Source organism: Streptomyces sp. NPDC012935 (assembly GCF_042900345.1).
GTDB lineage: Bacteria > Actinomycetota > Actinomycetes > Streptomycetales > Streptomycetaceae > Streptomyces.
Map to the genome: position 1 here is coordinate 49,695 of NZ_JBIBBC010000020.1, position 12,930 is coordinate 62,624.

Annotated in this window: 16 protein-coding genes; 3 read left to right on the top strand and 13 right to left on the bottom strand. The window is 70.6% G+C overall.

Annotation, left to right across the window (positions count from 1 at the left end; genetic code table 11):
- The first annotated feature begins 501 nt into the window (after nt 1-501).
- The gene (locus tag ACFY5C_RS34730; RefSeq protein ID WP_389452185.1) at nt 502-1,689 is read left to right on the top strand and encodes a winged helix DNA-binding domain-containing protein; all 1,188 of its coding nucleotides are present in this window, start codon (nt 502-504) and stop codon (nt 1,687-1,689) included.
- Nucleotides 1,690-1,703: 14 nt separating this feature from the next.
- Here ACFY5C_RS34730 and ACFY5C_RS34735 read toward each other — a convergent pair whose 3' ends face one another.
- Nucleotides 1,704-2,489, bottom strand: coding sequence for a methyltransferase domain-containing protein (locus tag ACFY5C_RS34735; protein WP_389452187.1), 786 nt, complete (start codon nt 2,487-2,489; stop codon nt 1,704-1,706).
- A 51-nt stretch (nt 2,490-2,540) separates the two neighbouring features.
- Here ACFY5C_RS34735 and ACFY5C_RS34740 point away from each other — a divergent pair, with 51 nt between their 5' ends.
- Nucleotides 2,541-3,038, top strand: coding sequence for a DinB family protein (locus ACFY5C_RS34740; protein WP_389452190.1), 498 nt, complete (start codon nt 2,541-2,543; stop codon nt 3,036-3,038).
- A gap of 45 nt (nt 3,039-3,083) precedes the next feature.
- On the opposite strand, the gene ACFY5C_RS34745 is transcribed toward ACFY5C_RS34740, so the two are convergent.
- Nucleotides 3,084-3,962 (bottom strand): LLM class flavin-dependent oxidoreductase, encoded by an 879-nt coding sequence (locus ACFY5C_RS34745; RefSeq protein WP_389452193.1) that lies wholly within the window; start codon nt 3,960-3,962, stop codon nt 3,084-3,086.
- 236 nt (nt 3,963-4,198) lie between these two features.
- Between ACFY5C_RS34745 and ACFY5C_RS34750 the strand changes: the two genes are divergently transcribed.
- Nucleotides 4,199-4,561: a DUF192 domain-containing protein gene (locus ACFY5C_RS34750; protein ID WP_389452196.1), complete on the top strand. Its 363-nt coding sequence runs from the start codon at nt 4,199-4,201 to the stop codon at nt 4,559-4,561.
- Between the two features lie 26 nt (nt 4,562-4,587).
- Here ACFY5C_RS34750 and ACFY5C_RS34755 read toward each other — a convergent pair whose 3' ends face one another.
- The 11 genes from ACFY5C_RS34755 to ACFY5C_RS34805 form a co-directional block, all read right to left on the bottom strand.
- Nucleotides 4,588-5,217: an OmpA family protein gene (locus tag ACFY5C_RS34755; protein ID WP_389452199.1), complete on the bottom strand. Its 630-nt coding sequence runs from the start codon at nt 5,215-5,217 to the stop codon at nt 4,588-4,590.
- A gap of 7 nt (nt 5,218-5,224) precedes the next feature.
- A complete protein-coding gene (locus tag ACFY5C_RS34760; RefSeq protein WP_389452201.1) occupies nt 5,225-5,806 on the bottom strand; it encodes a hypothetical protein in 582 nt (193 codons plus the stop codon).
- A gap of 34 nt (nt 5,807-5,840) precedes the next feature.
- Nucleotides 5,841-6,461: a pilus assembly protein TadG-related protein gene (locus ACFY5C_RS34765; RefSeq protein ID WP_389452203.1), complete on the bottom strand. Its 621-nt coding sequence runs from the start codon at nt 6,459-6,461 to the stop codon at nt 5,841-5,843.
- The gene (locus ACFY5C_RS34770) at nt 6,461-6,658 is read right to left on the bottom strand and encodes a Flp family type IVb pilin (RefSeq protein WP_389452207.1); all 198 of its coding nucleotides are present in this window, start codon (nt 6,656-6,658) and stop codon (nt 6,461-6,463) included. The genes ACFY5C_RS34765 and ACFY5C_RS34770 overlap by 1 nt, the downstream gene beginning before the upstream one ends.
- Before the next feature lie 133 nt (nt 6,659-6,791).
- The gene (locus ACFY5C_RS34775) at nt 6,792-7,517 is read right to left on the bottom strand and encodes a response regulator (protein ID WP_389452210.1); all 726 of its coding nucleotides are present in this window, start codon (nt 7,515-7,517) and stop codon (nt 6,792-6,794) included.
- Nucleotides 7,514-8,737 carry a sensor histidine kinase gene (locus ACFY5C_RS34780; protein ID WP_389452427.1) on the bottom strand — a complete coding sequence of 408 codons (1,224 nt, stop codon included), beginning with the start codon at nt 8,735-8,737 and terminating at the stop codon, nt 7,514-7,516. The genes ACFY5C_RS34775 and ACFY5C_RS34780 overlap by 4 nt, the downstream gene beginning before the upstream one ends.
- A gap of 214 nt (nt 8,738-8,951) precedes the next feature.
- Nucleotides 8,952-9,866, bottom strand: a complete 915-nt coding sequence (locus tag ACFY5C_RS34785; protein WP_389452213.1) for a DUF5936 domain-containing protein — start codon at nt 9,864-9,866, stop codon at nt 8,952-8,954.
- 34 nt (nt 9,867-9,900) lie between these two features.
- On the bottom strand, nt 9,901-10,845 hold the full coding sequence (locus tag ACFY5C_RS34790) for a type II secretion system F family protein (protein WP_389452216.1): 945 nt from the start codon (nt 10,843-10,845) through the stop codon (nt 9,901-9,903).
- A 10-nt stretch (nt 10,846-10,855) separates the two neighbouring features.
- Entirely contained in the window at nt 10,856-12,193 is a 1,338-nt protein-coding gene (locus tag ACFY5C_RS34795; RefSeq protein ID WP_389452219.1) for a CpaF family protein, read from the bottom strand.
- A 12-nt stretch (nt 12,194-12,205) separates the two neighbouring features.
- A complete protein-coding gene (locus ACFY5C_RS34800; RefSeq protein ID WP_389452221.1) occupies nt 12,206-12,577 on the bottom strand; it encodes a TadE/TadG family type IV pilus assembly protein in 372 nt (123 codons plus the stop codon).
- A 1-nt stretch (nt 12,578) separates the two neighbouring features.
- Nucleotides 12,579-12,899 carry a pilus assembly protein gene (locus ACFY5C_RS34805; RefSeq protein ID WP_389452431.1) on the bottom strand — a complete coding sequence of 107 codons (321 nt, stop codon included), beginning with the start codon at nt 12,897-12,899 and terminating at the stop codon, nt 12,579-12,581.
- Nucleotides 12,900-12,930: the final 31 nt, after the last annotated feature.

The window sequence follows — 12,930 nt, forward strand, 5'->3', positions numbered from 1 at the left end:
CTTTTCGTGGCCGATTCATGGCCTGGCAGGAGCGGATTCCCAGGGGAAACGGGTGGAAAGTCGCCGGATCCACAGGGTTTGCCGCATCTTGAGCACCGACGCGCGACTTGTCCTCGCTTCCCCCGCCCGGGTGACCCGGTCGCGAACGCCGGCTTGACGGCGCACCGGGCTGCGGGAAGGGGAGGCGGCTTCGGCGCGACACGCGTCCAGCAGGGGCACTTTCGGAGGCACGGCACCGCGCAGCCCCCTCCGCCGCGCGGTGCCGCCGCGCAGCTTTGCTTACGCGAATTACCTTGGTCTGAACTTACGCGAGAGGTGTGGGGAAATCGAGTCGGCCGCCATAACAATGTGGAAAAGGTGTGGGTTCCTTGGATGCGCAGGGGGTGGAGCGTGTTCGCGCACGGATGCGTGGTTTGCACCACACGGGCCGCAGGTGCCCTCGGATGTCCTCAGGCGCCCCAACGGACGGTTTCCGGCCTGCATCCGGCCTAACGTCGCCCCATGACTGCGAACGCGAGCGGGACGATCACGTGGGACGAGGCGAGCGCACGGCGTACGGAGCGGCAGTTCCTGGCCCGGCCCGCCGCGCACGGCACTCCGGTCGCCGAGGTGGTGGGGGCGATGCTGGGCGCGCATGCGCAGGTGCTGTCCGCCGCCGAGGTGTCGGTGGGGGTACGGACCGCCGGGGTGACGCGGGCGGACGTACGGGCCGCGCTCTGGGAGGACCGCTCCCTGGTGAAGACGTTCGGCCCGCGCGGAACCGTCCATCTGCTGCCTGCCGCCGAGCTGCCGCTGTGGTGCGGCGCGCTGACCGCGATGCCGACGGGCCCCAGCCCGTTTCCGCCGGGGATCGCTGTCACGCAGGAGCAGGCGGAGCAGATCGTGGCGGCGATCGGGGACGCCCTCGACGGGGTCTGCCTGACCGTGGAGGAACTGGGCGACGAGGTCGTGGCGCGCACCGGCCCCTGGGCGGGCGACCGGGTGATGCCCGCCTTCCAGGACCTGTGGCCGCGCTGGCGGCAGGTGATGCACCGGGCCGGCCAGTCGGGCGCCCTGTGCTTCGGCCCGAACCGCGGGCGGAAGGTGACGTACACCCGGCCGCAGGGCGTCGAACCGGCACCGGGGCCCGGGCCGGCGCCGGCGGGCGAGGCGGCGCTGCGGGAACTCGTACGGCGGTATCTGCGGGCGTACGGCCCGGCGACGCCCCAGCACTTCGCGAAGTGGTCGGCGGCACCCGCGGGTTGGGCGGTGGCGCTGTTCGGCGAGCTGGCGGAGGCCGGGGAGGTCGAGGAGGTGTCGTTCGAGGGGGCCACGGCCTGGGTGGCGGCCGGTGACATGCGGTTCCCGGACGAGCCGGTGCGTGGTGTGCGGTTGCTGCCCTACTTCGACGCCTACGCCATCGCCGCGCAGCCGCGCCGGACGCTGTTCCCCGGGGAGGCGTACCAGCGGGCGCTGGCGGGCGGGCAGGCGGGGAACTTTCCGGTGCTGCTGGTCGACGGGGTGGTCGCGGGAGTCTGGCACCAGCGGCGCCAGGGCCGTCGCGCGACGGTGACGGTGGAGCTGATCGGCGGGCGCCTGACGGCGCGCCAGGAGCGGGAGCTGGGCGAGCAGGTGGAGCGGGTGGGGGAAGTGCTGGAGGCGAAGGCGGAGTTGGTGCTCGGGAAGGTGACCGTCGGTCCGCATGCGTGAGTCCCCCGGGCGGCTCAGACGCCGGGCTTGCGGGCCTCGAAGAGGTGGCGGGTGCTGTGCGCGACGAACGGGCCCTCGGACTCGATCCGCTCGTGCAGGGCGCGCAGTTGCGGCCGGTACGCCTCGACGGTGAAGCCGGGAACCATCCACACCACCTTCCGCAGAAAGTGCACGACGGCCGCGATGTCGTGGAACTCCATGCGCAGTTCCTCGGCGCGCAGGTCGACGATCTCCAGACCGGCGGCCTCGGCGCCGGCGCGTTCGCCATCGGGATGACGGCCGTCGCGGACCTCGTCGGGCTGGGGCCCGAGGAAGTACTCGACGAGCTCGAAGACGCTGTGCGGCCCGACGTGCTGGGCGAAGTACGTGCCGCCGGGGCGGAGCACGCGGGAGATCTCCGGCCAGTGAGCCCGCACCGGGTGCCGGCTCGTGACGAGGTCGAAGGCCCCGTCGGCGAACGGCAGCGGGGCGTCCTCGGGCGAGGCGACGACCGCGACGCCACGCGGAGCGAGCAGGGCGGTGGCCTTGGCGACGTTCGGCGGCCAGCCCTCGGTGGCGACGGTGAGCGGCGGAGCCTTCGGGGCGCGGCCGAGGGCGAAGTCCAGCACCTCGCCTCCCCCGGTCTGCAGGTCGAGCGCGGCGGTCGCGGCGGCCAGCCGGTCGGCCAGGGAGACGGCATAACCCCAGCTGGGCCGCGCCTCGGTGGCCCGTCCCTCGAACCAGGAGAAGTCCCAGCCCTCGGTGGGCACGGCCACGCCCTCGGCGACGAGTTCCTCGAACGACCCGCTGTCCTTTCCCATGCGGTGATGATCGCAGAGCGCTGTCAGTGGCCGCTGCTAGTTTTCGGCGCCATGACGAACTCGACGTACACGGCTGGCGAGAAGGACACACTCCGGGCGAGCCTCGACCACCACCGGGACGTGGTGCTGTGGAAGCTGGAGGGCCTGGACGACGAGCAGCTGCGCCGCCCCATGACCCCGACCGGCACGAGCCTGCTGGGCCTGGTCAAACACCTCGGCTCGGTGGAGTACGGCTGGTTCGTCTCGACCTTCGGCGGCAAGGTGGAACCCCTGTGGTTCGACCCCTACAGCTCCGAGGACATGCGGGCCGACCAGGGCGAGACGACACAGCAGATCATCGAGTTCTACGGCCGTGCGCGCGCCGCCGCCGACCACGTGATCGCCGAGCGGTCGCTGACCGACCTGGGGCAGCCGGCCTGGCGGGGCGAGCAGGTCTCCTTGCGGTGGGTGCTTGTCCACATGATCGAGGAGACGGCACGGCACGCGGGCCACATGGACATCGTGCGGGAGCTGATCGACGGGGGGACGGGGGACCACCGGCCGGAGTGAGCCCCCTGCTGCCGCCGCCCCTGGTGCCGTCGCTCGCGTCGTCTCTCACGGCACCAACGGCCGCACTTCCTGCGCCGCGAACCGTACGAACCCCTCCGGGTCGGGCTCGTCCCCCGTCGGCTGCAGGACCACGGTGTCCGCACCGGCGTCCGCGAGCCGCTGGACGGCCTTCGCGACGGTACCGGCGTCTCCGGCGACGCCGAGAGCGGGGATGTCACCGACCCCCTCGGCCTCGAGCTCAGCCTTGAGACGGGCGGGGCCGTCGGGGCCGGTAGCGGTCAGGAGGTAGACGACGACTCGGTGCGGCTCGTCGCCGGTACGTCCCGCCGACTCCCGCCCCTCATCGATGAGCTGCCGGGCCTTCCTGACCCCCTCGGGCGAGGTCGAGGCGGTGAGCAGGGTCCCGTCGGCCGCCTCACCGGCGAGCCGCAGCGAGCGGGGCCCGGTGACGCCGGCGATGACGGGCACCGGCTCGGCGGGCGGCCAGTCGAGGGCCACGTCGTCGAGCTGGACGTACCGCCCCTCGCTGGTGACCCTCTGCCCGCCGAGCAGGGCGCGCAGGGCGACTAGGTGCTCGCGCAACAGGGTCACCGGCGACTCGGCCCGCGCCCCGACCTGCCCCATCCAGTCCTGCACCCCGTGCCCGAGGGCGAGGATCGGCCGGCCCGGGAACATCCGGTGCAGCGTGGCGGCTTCCATGGCGGTGATGGCGACGTTCCGCAGCGGGACGGGCAGCAGCCCGACGCCGACCCGTACGCGCTCGGTCCACGCCAGTGCGGCGGCAGCGGTGGAGATCCCTCCCTCCCGGAAGCAGTCCTCCCAGAGCCAGAGCTCTTCGAGGCCTGCCTCGTCCGCGATGCGGGCGACGGAGCGGAGTCGCTCGGGGGCGAGTTGGGGGCGGAAGATTGCGCCTAGTCCAGTCATGGGGCCTTCCTACCCGGTTGAGATGCTCCTCGTCCTGAAGGGCGAGGATTCTGGCCTTCTGAACTGGCTACTGTGCCGATACGCGGCACAATTTCCGGTCGGGAATCCGTGGCTTCCTGTTTCCTTGCGCTGCGGCAGAACGGGTTCTGGTCCTACCGGCGCTCCGCAGACCCGACTTGCGAATGAATCCCGGTGGCACTCGCCGGACAACAGGGAAATCCAGGAGGTGGCTGGCGATGGGGCGGCGGTGGCGTGATGGCCGAGGGACGCTGGTCGTTCACGGGGAGCGGGGCGACGTTTCGGTGCCCCTGGAGGTCGCCGCGTCCTACCGGGCCCGCACGAAGGGGCTGCTGGGGCGCGACTCCATCGCCGGGGCGATGCTGCTGACCCCGGCCGGCAGCGTGCACACCTTCCGGATGCGCATGCCCATCGACGTCGCCTATCTCGACCGACGGCTGAACGTCATCGCCGTACGCACCATGCCACCGGGGCGACTGGGCCTGCCCCGGCTTCGGTCGCGCCATGTGCTGGAGGCGGCGGCCGGGGCGATGGCCGGGTGGGGGTTGCGGGCCGGGGTGCGGGTGACTGTCGAGGTGTAGGCGTGGGTGGGCGGCCCCCGGCCGGGTCAGTTGTCCGTGCGCGGGAAGGACACCTCCACCCGTCGGTTCTTCTTGCGGCCCGACTCCGTCGCGTTCGAGGAGATGGGGTACTGCTCGCCGTATCCGCGTACCTCGTAGGTGACCGTGGAGTCCGTCAGTTCCGACTCCAGGACGCCCTGTACCGCGTTCGCGCGCTTCCTGGACAGGACGTCGCCGTGGGCGGAGGAGCCCAGGTTGTCGGTGAAGCCGAAGACGCGGATGCGCGTGGCGTTCTGGGTCTTGATCTCCTCGGCGATCTCCGAGATGCGGGCCTTCGCGTCGCCGGTCAGCTTCGCGCTGTCCTTGGGGAAGAGGACCTCGGCCTGCAGCGCGAACTTCACGTCCGAGTTCGTGTCTTCCCGGCGTTCCTCGCCGGCCTGGTCCTCGACCACCTGCTTGATGTCCAGAACCTTGGCCTCGGCGAGCGTCGCCCCTTCGGGGAGCTTGAGGTCGGGGTCGTTGGCGTCCACCTCTACGGGGGCGGTGGCTGTGGCCTCGGTGCCCGGGGGAACGCTGGGGTCGTCGGCGGCGTCGGCTGTCGTGGCGCCCAGGAGGTTGGTGGCGACCATGAGGGTGGCTGCGGTGAGGGTGAGGGGGAGGCGGGGGGTGCGGGTCATTTTGGCCTCACCCGGAGATCTGGATGGTGGCGGAGGCGAAGGTGGGCAGCTGGAAGACGACCTCGGACGTGTCCGCAGGTGGTGCCGGGAACTGCATGAATACAGCCAGGCTCTCGCCGGATTTGAGACTCGAGAAGCCAGTAGTGGTCAACGGGCGGCCGTCGGTGTCGCGCAGCACGTAGTACCGCTTCTTGCTCTTCGAATCCACGAGCGTGGCACCTCCGAGGGACCTACCGTGCCGGACGATCTCCGTCTCGTCGCCCCTCACCTGCGAGGGAACGGTGACGCTCTTGTCGCCGTCGTTCACGAGACTGCCGTTCACCGTGAGGAAGCCGCCGGAGTCCCGCTCGGCAGAGGTGAGCTGGAGGAGCAGACCGTCCGAACCCTTCATCTCCGCCAAGGTCCCGTCCGCCTGCCCTTCCTGAGCACTCGGGTCTGATCCACGGTTCGTGGGAGCGGACGCCGAAGCCTTCGGCTTCTTGTCGTCGTCTCCCCCACCACCGCAGCCGGCCACGCCGAAGGCCAGTCCGGCCATAACGGTCAGCGCGACCATCCCCCTGTGGGCCTTCGCCGTGAACCGAATACTCATGCCTCTGCTTCCTTCGTCACTCGTCGTTCGCTCGTCAGTCGGCCAGATGGACGTCGAAGAGGTCCTCGGGATGCGGAAGGGTGGTCGGTTCGTCAGGGTCCGGATCCCAGTTGGTGTCTCCGCAGGTGAGTTGCGGCAGTGGCAGTGTGTCGTTGCCGTCACCCTCACCGTCGTCGGAGCCCCCGCCGGGGAGATCGAACGTGCAGCGGGGCTCGATCACGGCGGTGGCTGACGCCGTCGACTTCTTGTCCTCCGTGCCGGGGACAATGGAATCGCCCACGGTCTTGTTGGTCACGACATCAACGTTGTAGCCCGGGGGCAGCCCGAACGCCGCTGTGCACTCCGCCGTGGCGTCATTCTGGGCCGCGAGCTCGTGAGCCCGCCAGCAGCCGTCGAGTACCGCGGTATCGCCGTCGAGTATGTCCTCCCACTTCGCCGGGTCCGCCACGACCTCCAACCAGTCCCCCGCCAGCTGGTCCCGGGTCTCCTGCGCCGCCGCCAATGCCGCTGCGTCCGCGGCGGTCTGGGCACCATTCCGGTTTGCCGCGGCCTGACCGACCGCAAGATACGCGAACGCGAGAAAGAGGAGGCCCGCCACCACCGTGATGTAGATGGGGAAGGCCTGCCCTGCGTCGCCGTACCTGGATGGCCGCATCAACCGCCGGTCACTTCGGTGATCTTGTCTGTGATCGCGTCGTAAATCGTGCTGCCGATGTCCGTCCCCGTAATGGCCAACACAATCGCCACCACCACCGCGATGATCCCCAGATACTCCACCGCCGTCTGCCCCCTGTCGTCGCGCGCGGCACGGGAGCGCAAGTACTCGACGGTGGTGTTGATCCAGTTGCTCATGGTGTTCCCCTCTGGGCACGCAAGTCCTGTGAGAAGTCTCAGGAGAAAAGTAAGCGCGAACACCCCGAACACCAGAGGGTCCCAGGACCCAATTCCAGGCCTCGGCCGAAAACCGCCGTCGCACCATCGCCGCTCAACCCCGTCCTGGGTGTGAACCCGGCGCCGTCCCCAGCCACTTGGCCGCGGCCTCGCCGCGACTGCTGCTGTGGAGTTTGGCGAAGATGCGGTTGATGTGGTTCTTGACCGTCTTCTCGCTGATGAAGCAGGCGGCGGCGATCTGCTGGTTGTTCATGCCGGATGCGATGAGGTCCATGATCTCCGCCTCCCTTCTGCTCAGCCGGAACCGTGACCGATACGACGACGACTGTCCCACAGTTGGTTGCACTTGCGAAAGCGGTTCCGCGGAAATCCCTGTCCCAGTTGGGAGTTCGGCGTTTGCTTGCGCGAGTGACGCCGCTGCAGTAGGGGTGAGCCGGGACTCCGCCGACCCCGTGCCTCGCTCGATGTCCCGTACGGCCTCCACCAGTTCGTCCGTGGTGAACTCACCGTGGACCAGATAGCCGGCGGCGCCGAGGCGCAGGGCTTCGCGGACCGTCTCCGACTCCCCGCTGTAGGTCAGCATCATCACGGGAGCGATGCCGACGAGGTGCGGGAGCGCCGTGATGCCGTCCGTGCCCGGCATGCGGACGTCCAGGAGGATCACGTCGGGGCGGTGGCGGCGGGCCGCTTCCTGGGCCTCCTGGCCGTTCGCCGCCTCGGCCACCACCGTTATGTCCGCGTGGGTGGACAGGAGGGCCGTCAGGCCCGCTCGGACCACCGGGTTGTCGTCGGCCACCACTAGCCGCAGGGGGGTGTTCATGGGGTCGCCTTCGTCGTCGTCAGGGCCGCCAGCGGGAGTTCGAGGCGGACCTCCGTGCCGCGCGCGTGCGGGCCCTTGCCGATGTGGATGCCTGCGCCTATGGAGGCGGCTCGTTCGGCCATGCCGATCAGACCGAAGTGGCCCGAGCGGCGGAGGTGTTCGCGTGTCGTGTCGGGGGGCAGGCCCCGGCCGTCGTCCCGGACCGTCAGGCGCAGGACCTCGCCCCGCACACCTGCCCGCACGTCCGCTCGTACGTCGACCCGGGTCGCGTCCGCGTGACGGTGGGCGTTCTCCATGGCCTCCTCGGTGATGGTGAGGAGCTGGCGGGCGACCGCCGGTGGTACCGGGAGGGCGGCGTCGGCGGCCTCGCCCAAGGTGTCGTACGTGGCCGTCATGCCCGTGCGCTTCGTGAACGCCGCGGTGCGAGCGGCCAGTTCCGGAGTGATGTCGATCGCGTGGTCCGGGTCGGACTCGCGGCGCAGGTCCGCCAGAAGTTCCCGGGACTCCGCGGCGGCTCGGCGGGCCGCGCGGGCCACCAGTTCGGCCTGCCGGCTGACGCGGGCCGGGTCCATCGACGCCGACGCCGCGGAGAGCGCCAGGCCGTCCGCCGCCAGCGCCACGCCGTGCAGCGTCTTCGCCACCGAGTCGTGCATCTCGCGGGCCAGGCGGGCCCTTTCCGCGCTCACCGCCTCGGTCACGGCCAGCCGCGCCTGGATCGCCGTCAGTGCCTGCGTTGCCGTACCGAAGCGGAGCATGAGGCCGCGCAGCGACGAGCCGAGCGCGCCTGTGATGACGCACAGGCCCGGGAGCAGGAGTTTCTCTGCGAGGCCGCTGCCCGCCTGCGCCTCCTTGTTGATCGCGTAGGCCAGCAGCAGGATCAGGGACTGCACGCTCGCGAACACCGCCGCGCCCCGGTAGCCGTAGACGATGCCGGCGAGCAGGGGCGTGCAGACGCTGACGTAGGCCAGCGTGGTGTCGGGGCCCGCGGAGATGAGGAGGAGGGCGGTGAAGAGGGTGTCCAGCGCCAGGAGGGTGGGGTGGCGCAGGAGGAGCGGGCCGAAGCGTTCCCAGTCGCGGAACAGGGCGTAGGAGCCCATGAACGTGACCACGACCGCCGCGCCCATCAGACGGGTTCCCATGCCGGGCGTCGCGTTGAGCAGGGCCGCGGGTGCGGCGAGGGCGATCATGGCGAGGCGGAAGCCGAAGACCTGCCGGCACATCGCCTGGAGGGCGTTTATCTGCAGCGGTATCGCGGCGGCCTGTTCGGCGCCTCCGGCTGCCCGGGACGGCCGAAGGCGCCGCAGCAGCAGGGCGACGCCTGTCAGCGCACCCTGCGCCAAGGTCCCCCCTTTACCTGTACCTGTACCTGTGCCCGCGCCCCTGCCCGTGCCCGCGCGCATCCTCACCGGCATGCCTGCCATGCAGTCCTCCCCCCTACTCCCCCGTCAACGAACCGAAGTCCGTCCCGGACCCCAGCAGCAGTCCCGCCCCCAGCAGGATCATCGTGGCCGGCACCATGAACGTCGTGATCATGAGCGTGGCCCGGGGCACCGCCCGTGCCGCCTTCCGGCGGGCGTTCTGGGCGTCGGTGCGGCGCATGTCCTTGGCGAGGGCGACCAGCGTGTCGACGATCGGCGCACCCAGTTCCTCGCCCTGCTGGAGCGCCGTCACGAACATCGCCACCTGTTCGGAGTCGTTGCGGCGGCGGAGTTCCGCGAAGGCCTGGCGGCGGCTCATGCCCAGGTCCATCTGACGCAGGGTGATGCGCAGTTCGTCCGCCCAGGGGCCCTCGTACTTGGACGCGACCCGGTCGAGTGCCTGGCGGAAACCCAGGCCCGCGCTGACCACCACCGCCAGGACGTCCAGGAAGTCCGGCAGGGTGCGTTCGATCTCGTCCTTCCTGATCCGGATCGCCGACCAGATGCCGACCTCCGTCCAGAAGGCGCCGAAGGCCAGCAGCAACAACGCCACGAGGACCTGGCCGCGGAGCAGGAACACCAGGAAGCCGACCGCGCCCAGGAAGCCGTACACCGCGCGCCTGGCCGCATAGCGGTCGATGGTCAGGCCGCCGGGGTTGCCCGCGAGGTCGATCTTGCGGCGGTACTTGGCGACCAGCTTCGGGCCCATCAGACGCAGTACGGCGGGGGCGTAGCGCATGCCCATGCGGTCGATGAGCGAGTCCACGGCGCCGGTGCGGGTCGCGCCGATCTCCAGGGCCAGCGCGAGATCGCTGGGCAGTCTGGCGTCCGCGCGGTACATGCGGATGCCGGCGAAGATCCCCCACACGCTGAGGGCCATCACCAGGGCCAGCACAAGTCCCAGTGGTCCGAGTCCGAGTCCGATTCCCATGGTCCGTCGTCCTCCCTTCCCGCGCCCAGGCGCCTCAGACGTCGATCCGCGAGAGGCGGCGGATCAGGACGAAGCCCACGGCATACAGCCCGAAAGCGATCAGCACCGCCACCTGGCCGACCGGGGAGGCCGTCATCCGGTCCAGGGCCCCGTCCTTCACCCCGTTCATGAGGAACAGCGACCCCACGCCCAGTGCCGGGACGGCGTACGACGTCATGCTCACCTGGGACAGCTGGGTACGGACCTCGCGTCGCGTCTCCTTGCGCTCCTCCAGCGTCTCCGTCAGGTTCCGCAGGGCGCTCACCACCTGGCCGCCGGCCCGGTTGGACAGCACCAGCGTGGTCACCAGGACGACCAGTTCGCGGGACGGGAGGCGTTCCGCGAGTTCGCCGAGGGCGTCGTCCATCGAGGCGCCCAGCGCCAACTGGTTGGACACCTTCGCCAGTTCCTCGCCGGCCGGTGCCTCCAGCTCCTCCGCCGCCAGGCCGATGGCGGTGCGCAGGGCGAGGCCCGCGTGGGCCGCGTTCGCCAGGATGCGGGCCAGTTCGGGGAGTTGGTTGATGAACCGCTCGATGCGCTTCTGGCGTTGCCAGTTCAGGAACTGCATCGCCGCCCAGACGCCCAGCAGGCCCGCGATCGGGCCGAAGAAGGGGGCCAGCGTCGCCTGGCCGACCAGCCACAGGCCCGCCACCGTCGCCAGCATGTAGACGAAGAACTCGCCCGGCGTGACGTCCAGGCCCGTCGCCACCAGCCGCAACTCCAGCCGCTTGCCGAGTTTTGTCCGGCGCAGGCGGCGGTCCAGGTCGGCGAAGCGGCGCCGGCGGCCGGCTCCGGTGACCTGGCCGGCGGAGGTCAGACGCTCGACGAGGGCCTGGCGCTGGGCCCGGCCGGCGGCGTGGACGTGTACGCCCGCCACGGCAAGGGCGCAGGTCAGCAGGGCGACACCGGTCGTGAGCGTGATACGGGTCTGGAGGTCCATCAGCGGGGTCCTACCTGGCTTCTCGGGTGGCGAGCTCGAGCGGTGACTGGGCGACGCCGAAGGCCTGGGGTATCGGCTGGCTCGCCATGTAGAGGCGGTCGGCGGTGCGGCGCGGGAGGGGGAAGTACGCGAAGGCGCCGTGGACGCGGCCGTCCGGCGTCATGGGCTGGGCGTGGAAGCGGGCCACCGTCGCCAGCCGGTACGGCTCCGCCCCGTGGCTGTCCAGGATCGCGATCTCGGTGATCCTGCGGGCGCCGTCGGGGAACCGGGTCAGCTGGATGATCACGTCCACCGCGCTGTTGATCTGGTCGTGCAGCGCCTCGAAGGGGACCGACACGTCGGACATGGACGCGAGGGTCTTCAGCCGCATCAGGGCGTCCTCGGCGCTGTTGGCGTGCACGGTGGCGAGGGAGCCGTCGTGGCCGGTGGACATCGCCTGGAGCATGTCGAGGGACTCGCCGCCGCGGACCTCACCGACGACGATGCGGTCGGGGCGCATCCGCAGGGAGTTGCGGACCAGGTCCCGGATGCTGACCTGGCCCTTGCCCTCGACGTTCGGCGGGCGGGACTCCAGCCGGATCACGTGCCCCTGCTGGAGCTGGAGTTCGGCCGAGTCCTCGATGGTGATGATGCGCTCGGACTCGGGGATCAGGCCCGACAGCGCGTTGAGCAGCGTCGTCTTGCCCGTGCCCGTCGCGCCCGAGACGATGATGTTGAACTTCGCCTGCACCAGCCCGGCCAGCAGGTACACCATCGGCTCGTCGAGCGAACCGAGGCCGGTCATCTCGTGCAGGGTGAAGGAGCGAGGGAAGCGGCGGATCGTCAGGGTCGCGCCGGTCAGGGACAGCGGCGGGATGATGACGTTCACGCGCTCACCGGACGGCAGGCGCGCGTCGACCATCGGGTTCGACTCGTCGACGCGCCGGTTCACCGTCGAGACGATCCGCTCGATGGTCTGCATCAGCTGGTCGTGGGAGGGGAAGCGGAGCGGCAACTGCTCGACGCGGCCGCCGCGTTCGACGAAGATCGCGTCCGGGCCGTTCACCATGATCTCGGTGATCGACGCGTCTTCGAGCAGCGGTTCCAGGATGCCCAGGCCGAGTGCCTCGTCGACGACCCTGCGGATCAGCTGCGAGCGCTCGACCGTCGACAGCACGGGGCCCTCACGGCTGATGATGTGCCCGAGGACGCGCTCGAGGCGGGCCCTGCGCTCGGCCGCCGCCAGCGAGCTCATCTCCGCGAGGTCGATCTCCTCGAGGAGCTTGGCCCGGTACGAGGCGACCAGGTGACCGTCCTCGCCCCGGCCGGCGTTCTCCTCGGGGGTGTTGATGCGTGACCTCAGGCTCATGTGGATCCTCGTTCAGTGGTCGAGCGGCATGGTCGCGGTCTTCTCGGCGGGGTCGAAGTTCCAGCCGGGAACGATCGACGGGATCTCGACGGTGGCGGTGACGGTGACCGAGTCGCCGCCGGCCGCCTCCGAGCAGGCGGTCCCGTCGGCGAGCCAGCCGCTGACCGCGTTCTGGCACCCCTCCTGAGCGGCACCGGGCTCGAGCGAGGCGGCGCGCGCGCCCGCCCTGGCCGCCGTACCGGCCTGCTGGGCGGTGTAGGCGATGAGCCCGACCTGGATGCCGGCCATGGCGACGAGGATCAGGACCGGGATGAACCCGAGGTACTCGATGGCGACCTGACCGCGGTCACGGCCCGCACGGCGGGGGAAGAGCCGGTACGACATCTCAGTCCTTCTCCTCCTGCACGGCCCCCGCGTGACCCTCGACCGTGAACGGGAAGCCGATGGAGCCGGGGAAGAGGACGGGTACCTGGAGGCTCACGTCGGCCGTGACATAGCCGCCGTTCGCGTCGCACTCCACAGTGGCGCCCCCCTGCCATGAGTCCGGAAGGTGTTGCAGCCCTGCTTCCGCGCAGGCCGACTGCCCCTCCGACGCCGTCGCCGCCCGCACCGCCTCGTCCGCAGCATTCCCCGCGAGCGTGAACGTGTACCCCAGCAGCACGCACTGCCACAGCAGCACCAGCGTCAGGATGATCAGCGGGGTCATGCCGAGGAACTCGATGGTCACCTGGCCCCGG

Bases quoted from the DNA above. Each gene is read 5' to 3' on its own strand.
- ACFY5C_RS34800 (WP_389452221.1), bottom strand. From the start codon at position 12,577: ATGTCGTACCGGCTCTTCCCCCGCCGTGCGGGCCGTGACCGCGGTCAG.
- ACFY5C_RS34760 (WP_389452201.1), bottom strand. From the start codon at position 5,806: ATGAGTATTCGGTTCACGGCGAAGGCCCACAGGGGGATGGTCGCGCTG.
- ACFY5C_RS34795 (WP_389452219.1), bottom strand. From the start codon at position 12,193: ATGAGCCTGAGGTCACGCATCAACACCCCCGAGGAGAACGCCGGCCGG.
- ACFY5C_RS34745 (WP_389452193.1), bottom strand. From the start codon at position 3,962: ATGACTGGACTAGGCGCAATCTTCCGCCCCCAACTCGCCCCCGAGCGA.
- ACFY5C_RS34735 (WP_389452187.1), bottom strand. From the start codon at position 2,489: ATGGGAAAGGACAGCGGGTCGTTCGAGGAACTCGTCGCCGAGGGCGTG.
- ACFY5C_RS34730 (WP_389452185.1), top strand. From the start codon at position 502: ATGACTGCGAACGCGAGCGGGACGATCACGTGGGACGAGGCGAGCGCA.
- ACFY5C_RS34775 (WP_389452210.1), bottom strand. From the start codon at position 7,517: ATGAACACCCCCCTGCGGCTAGTGGTGGCCGACGACAACCCGGTGGTC.
- ACFY5C_RS34780 (WP_389452427.1), bottom strand. From the start codon at position 8,737: ATGTGCCGGCAGGTCTTCGGCTTCCGCCTCGCCATGATCGCCCTCGCC.
- ACFY5C_RS34765 (WP_389452203.1), bottom strand. From the start codon at position 6,461: ATGCGGCCATCCAGGTACGGCGACGCAGGGCAGGCCTTCCCCATCTAC.
- ACFY5C_RS34755 (WP_389452199.1), bottom strand. From the start codon at position 5,217: ATGACCCGCACCCCCCGCCTCCCCCTCACCCTCACCGCAGCCACCCTC.
- ACFY5C_RS34790 (WP_389452216.1), bottom strand. From the start codon at position 10,845: ATGGACCTCCAGACCCGTATCACGCTCACGACCGGTGTCGCCCTGCTG.
- ACFY5C_RS34750 (WP_389452196.1), top strand. From the start codon at position 4,199: ATGGGGCGGCGGTGGCGTGATGGCCGAGGGACGCTGGTCGTTCACGGG.
- ACFY5C_RS34740 (WP_389452190.1), top strand. From the start codon at position 2,541: ATGACGAACTCGACGTACACGGCTGGCGAGAAGGACACACTCCGGGCG.
- ACFY5C_RS34785 (WP_389452213.1), bottom strand. From the start codon at position 9,866: ATGGGAATCGGACTCGGACTCGGACCACTGGGACTTGTGCTGGCCCTG.
- ACFY5C_RS34770 (WP_389452207.1), bottom strand. From the start codon at position 6,658: ATGAGCAACTGGATCAACACCACCGTCGAGTACTTGCGCTCCCGTGCC.
- ACFY5C_RS34805 (WP_389452431.1), bottom strand. From the start codon at position 12,899: ATGACCCCGCTGATCATCCTGACGCTGGTGCTGCTGTGGCAGTGCGTG.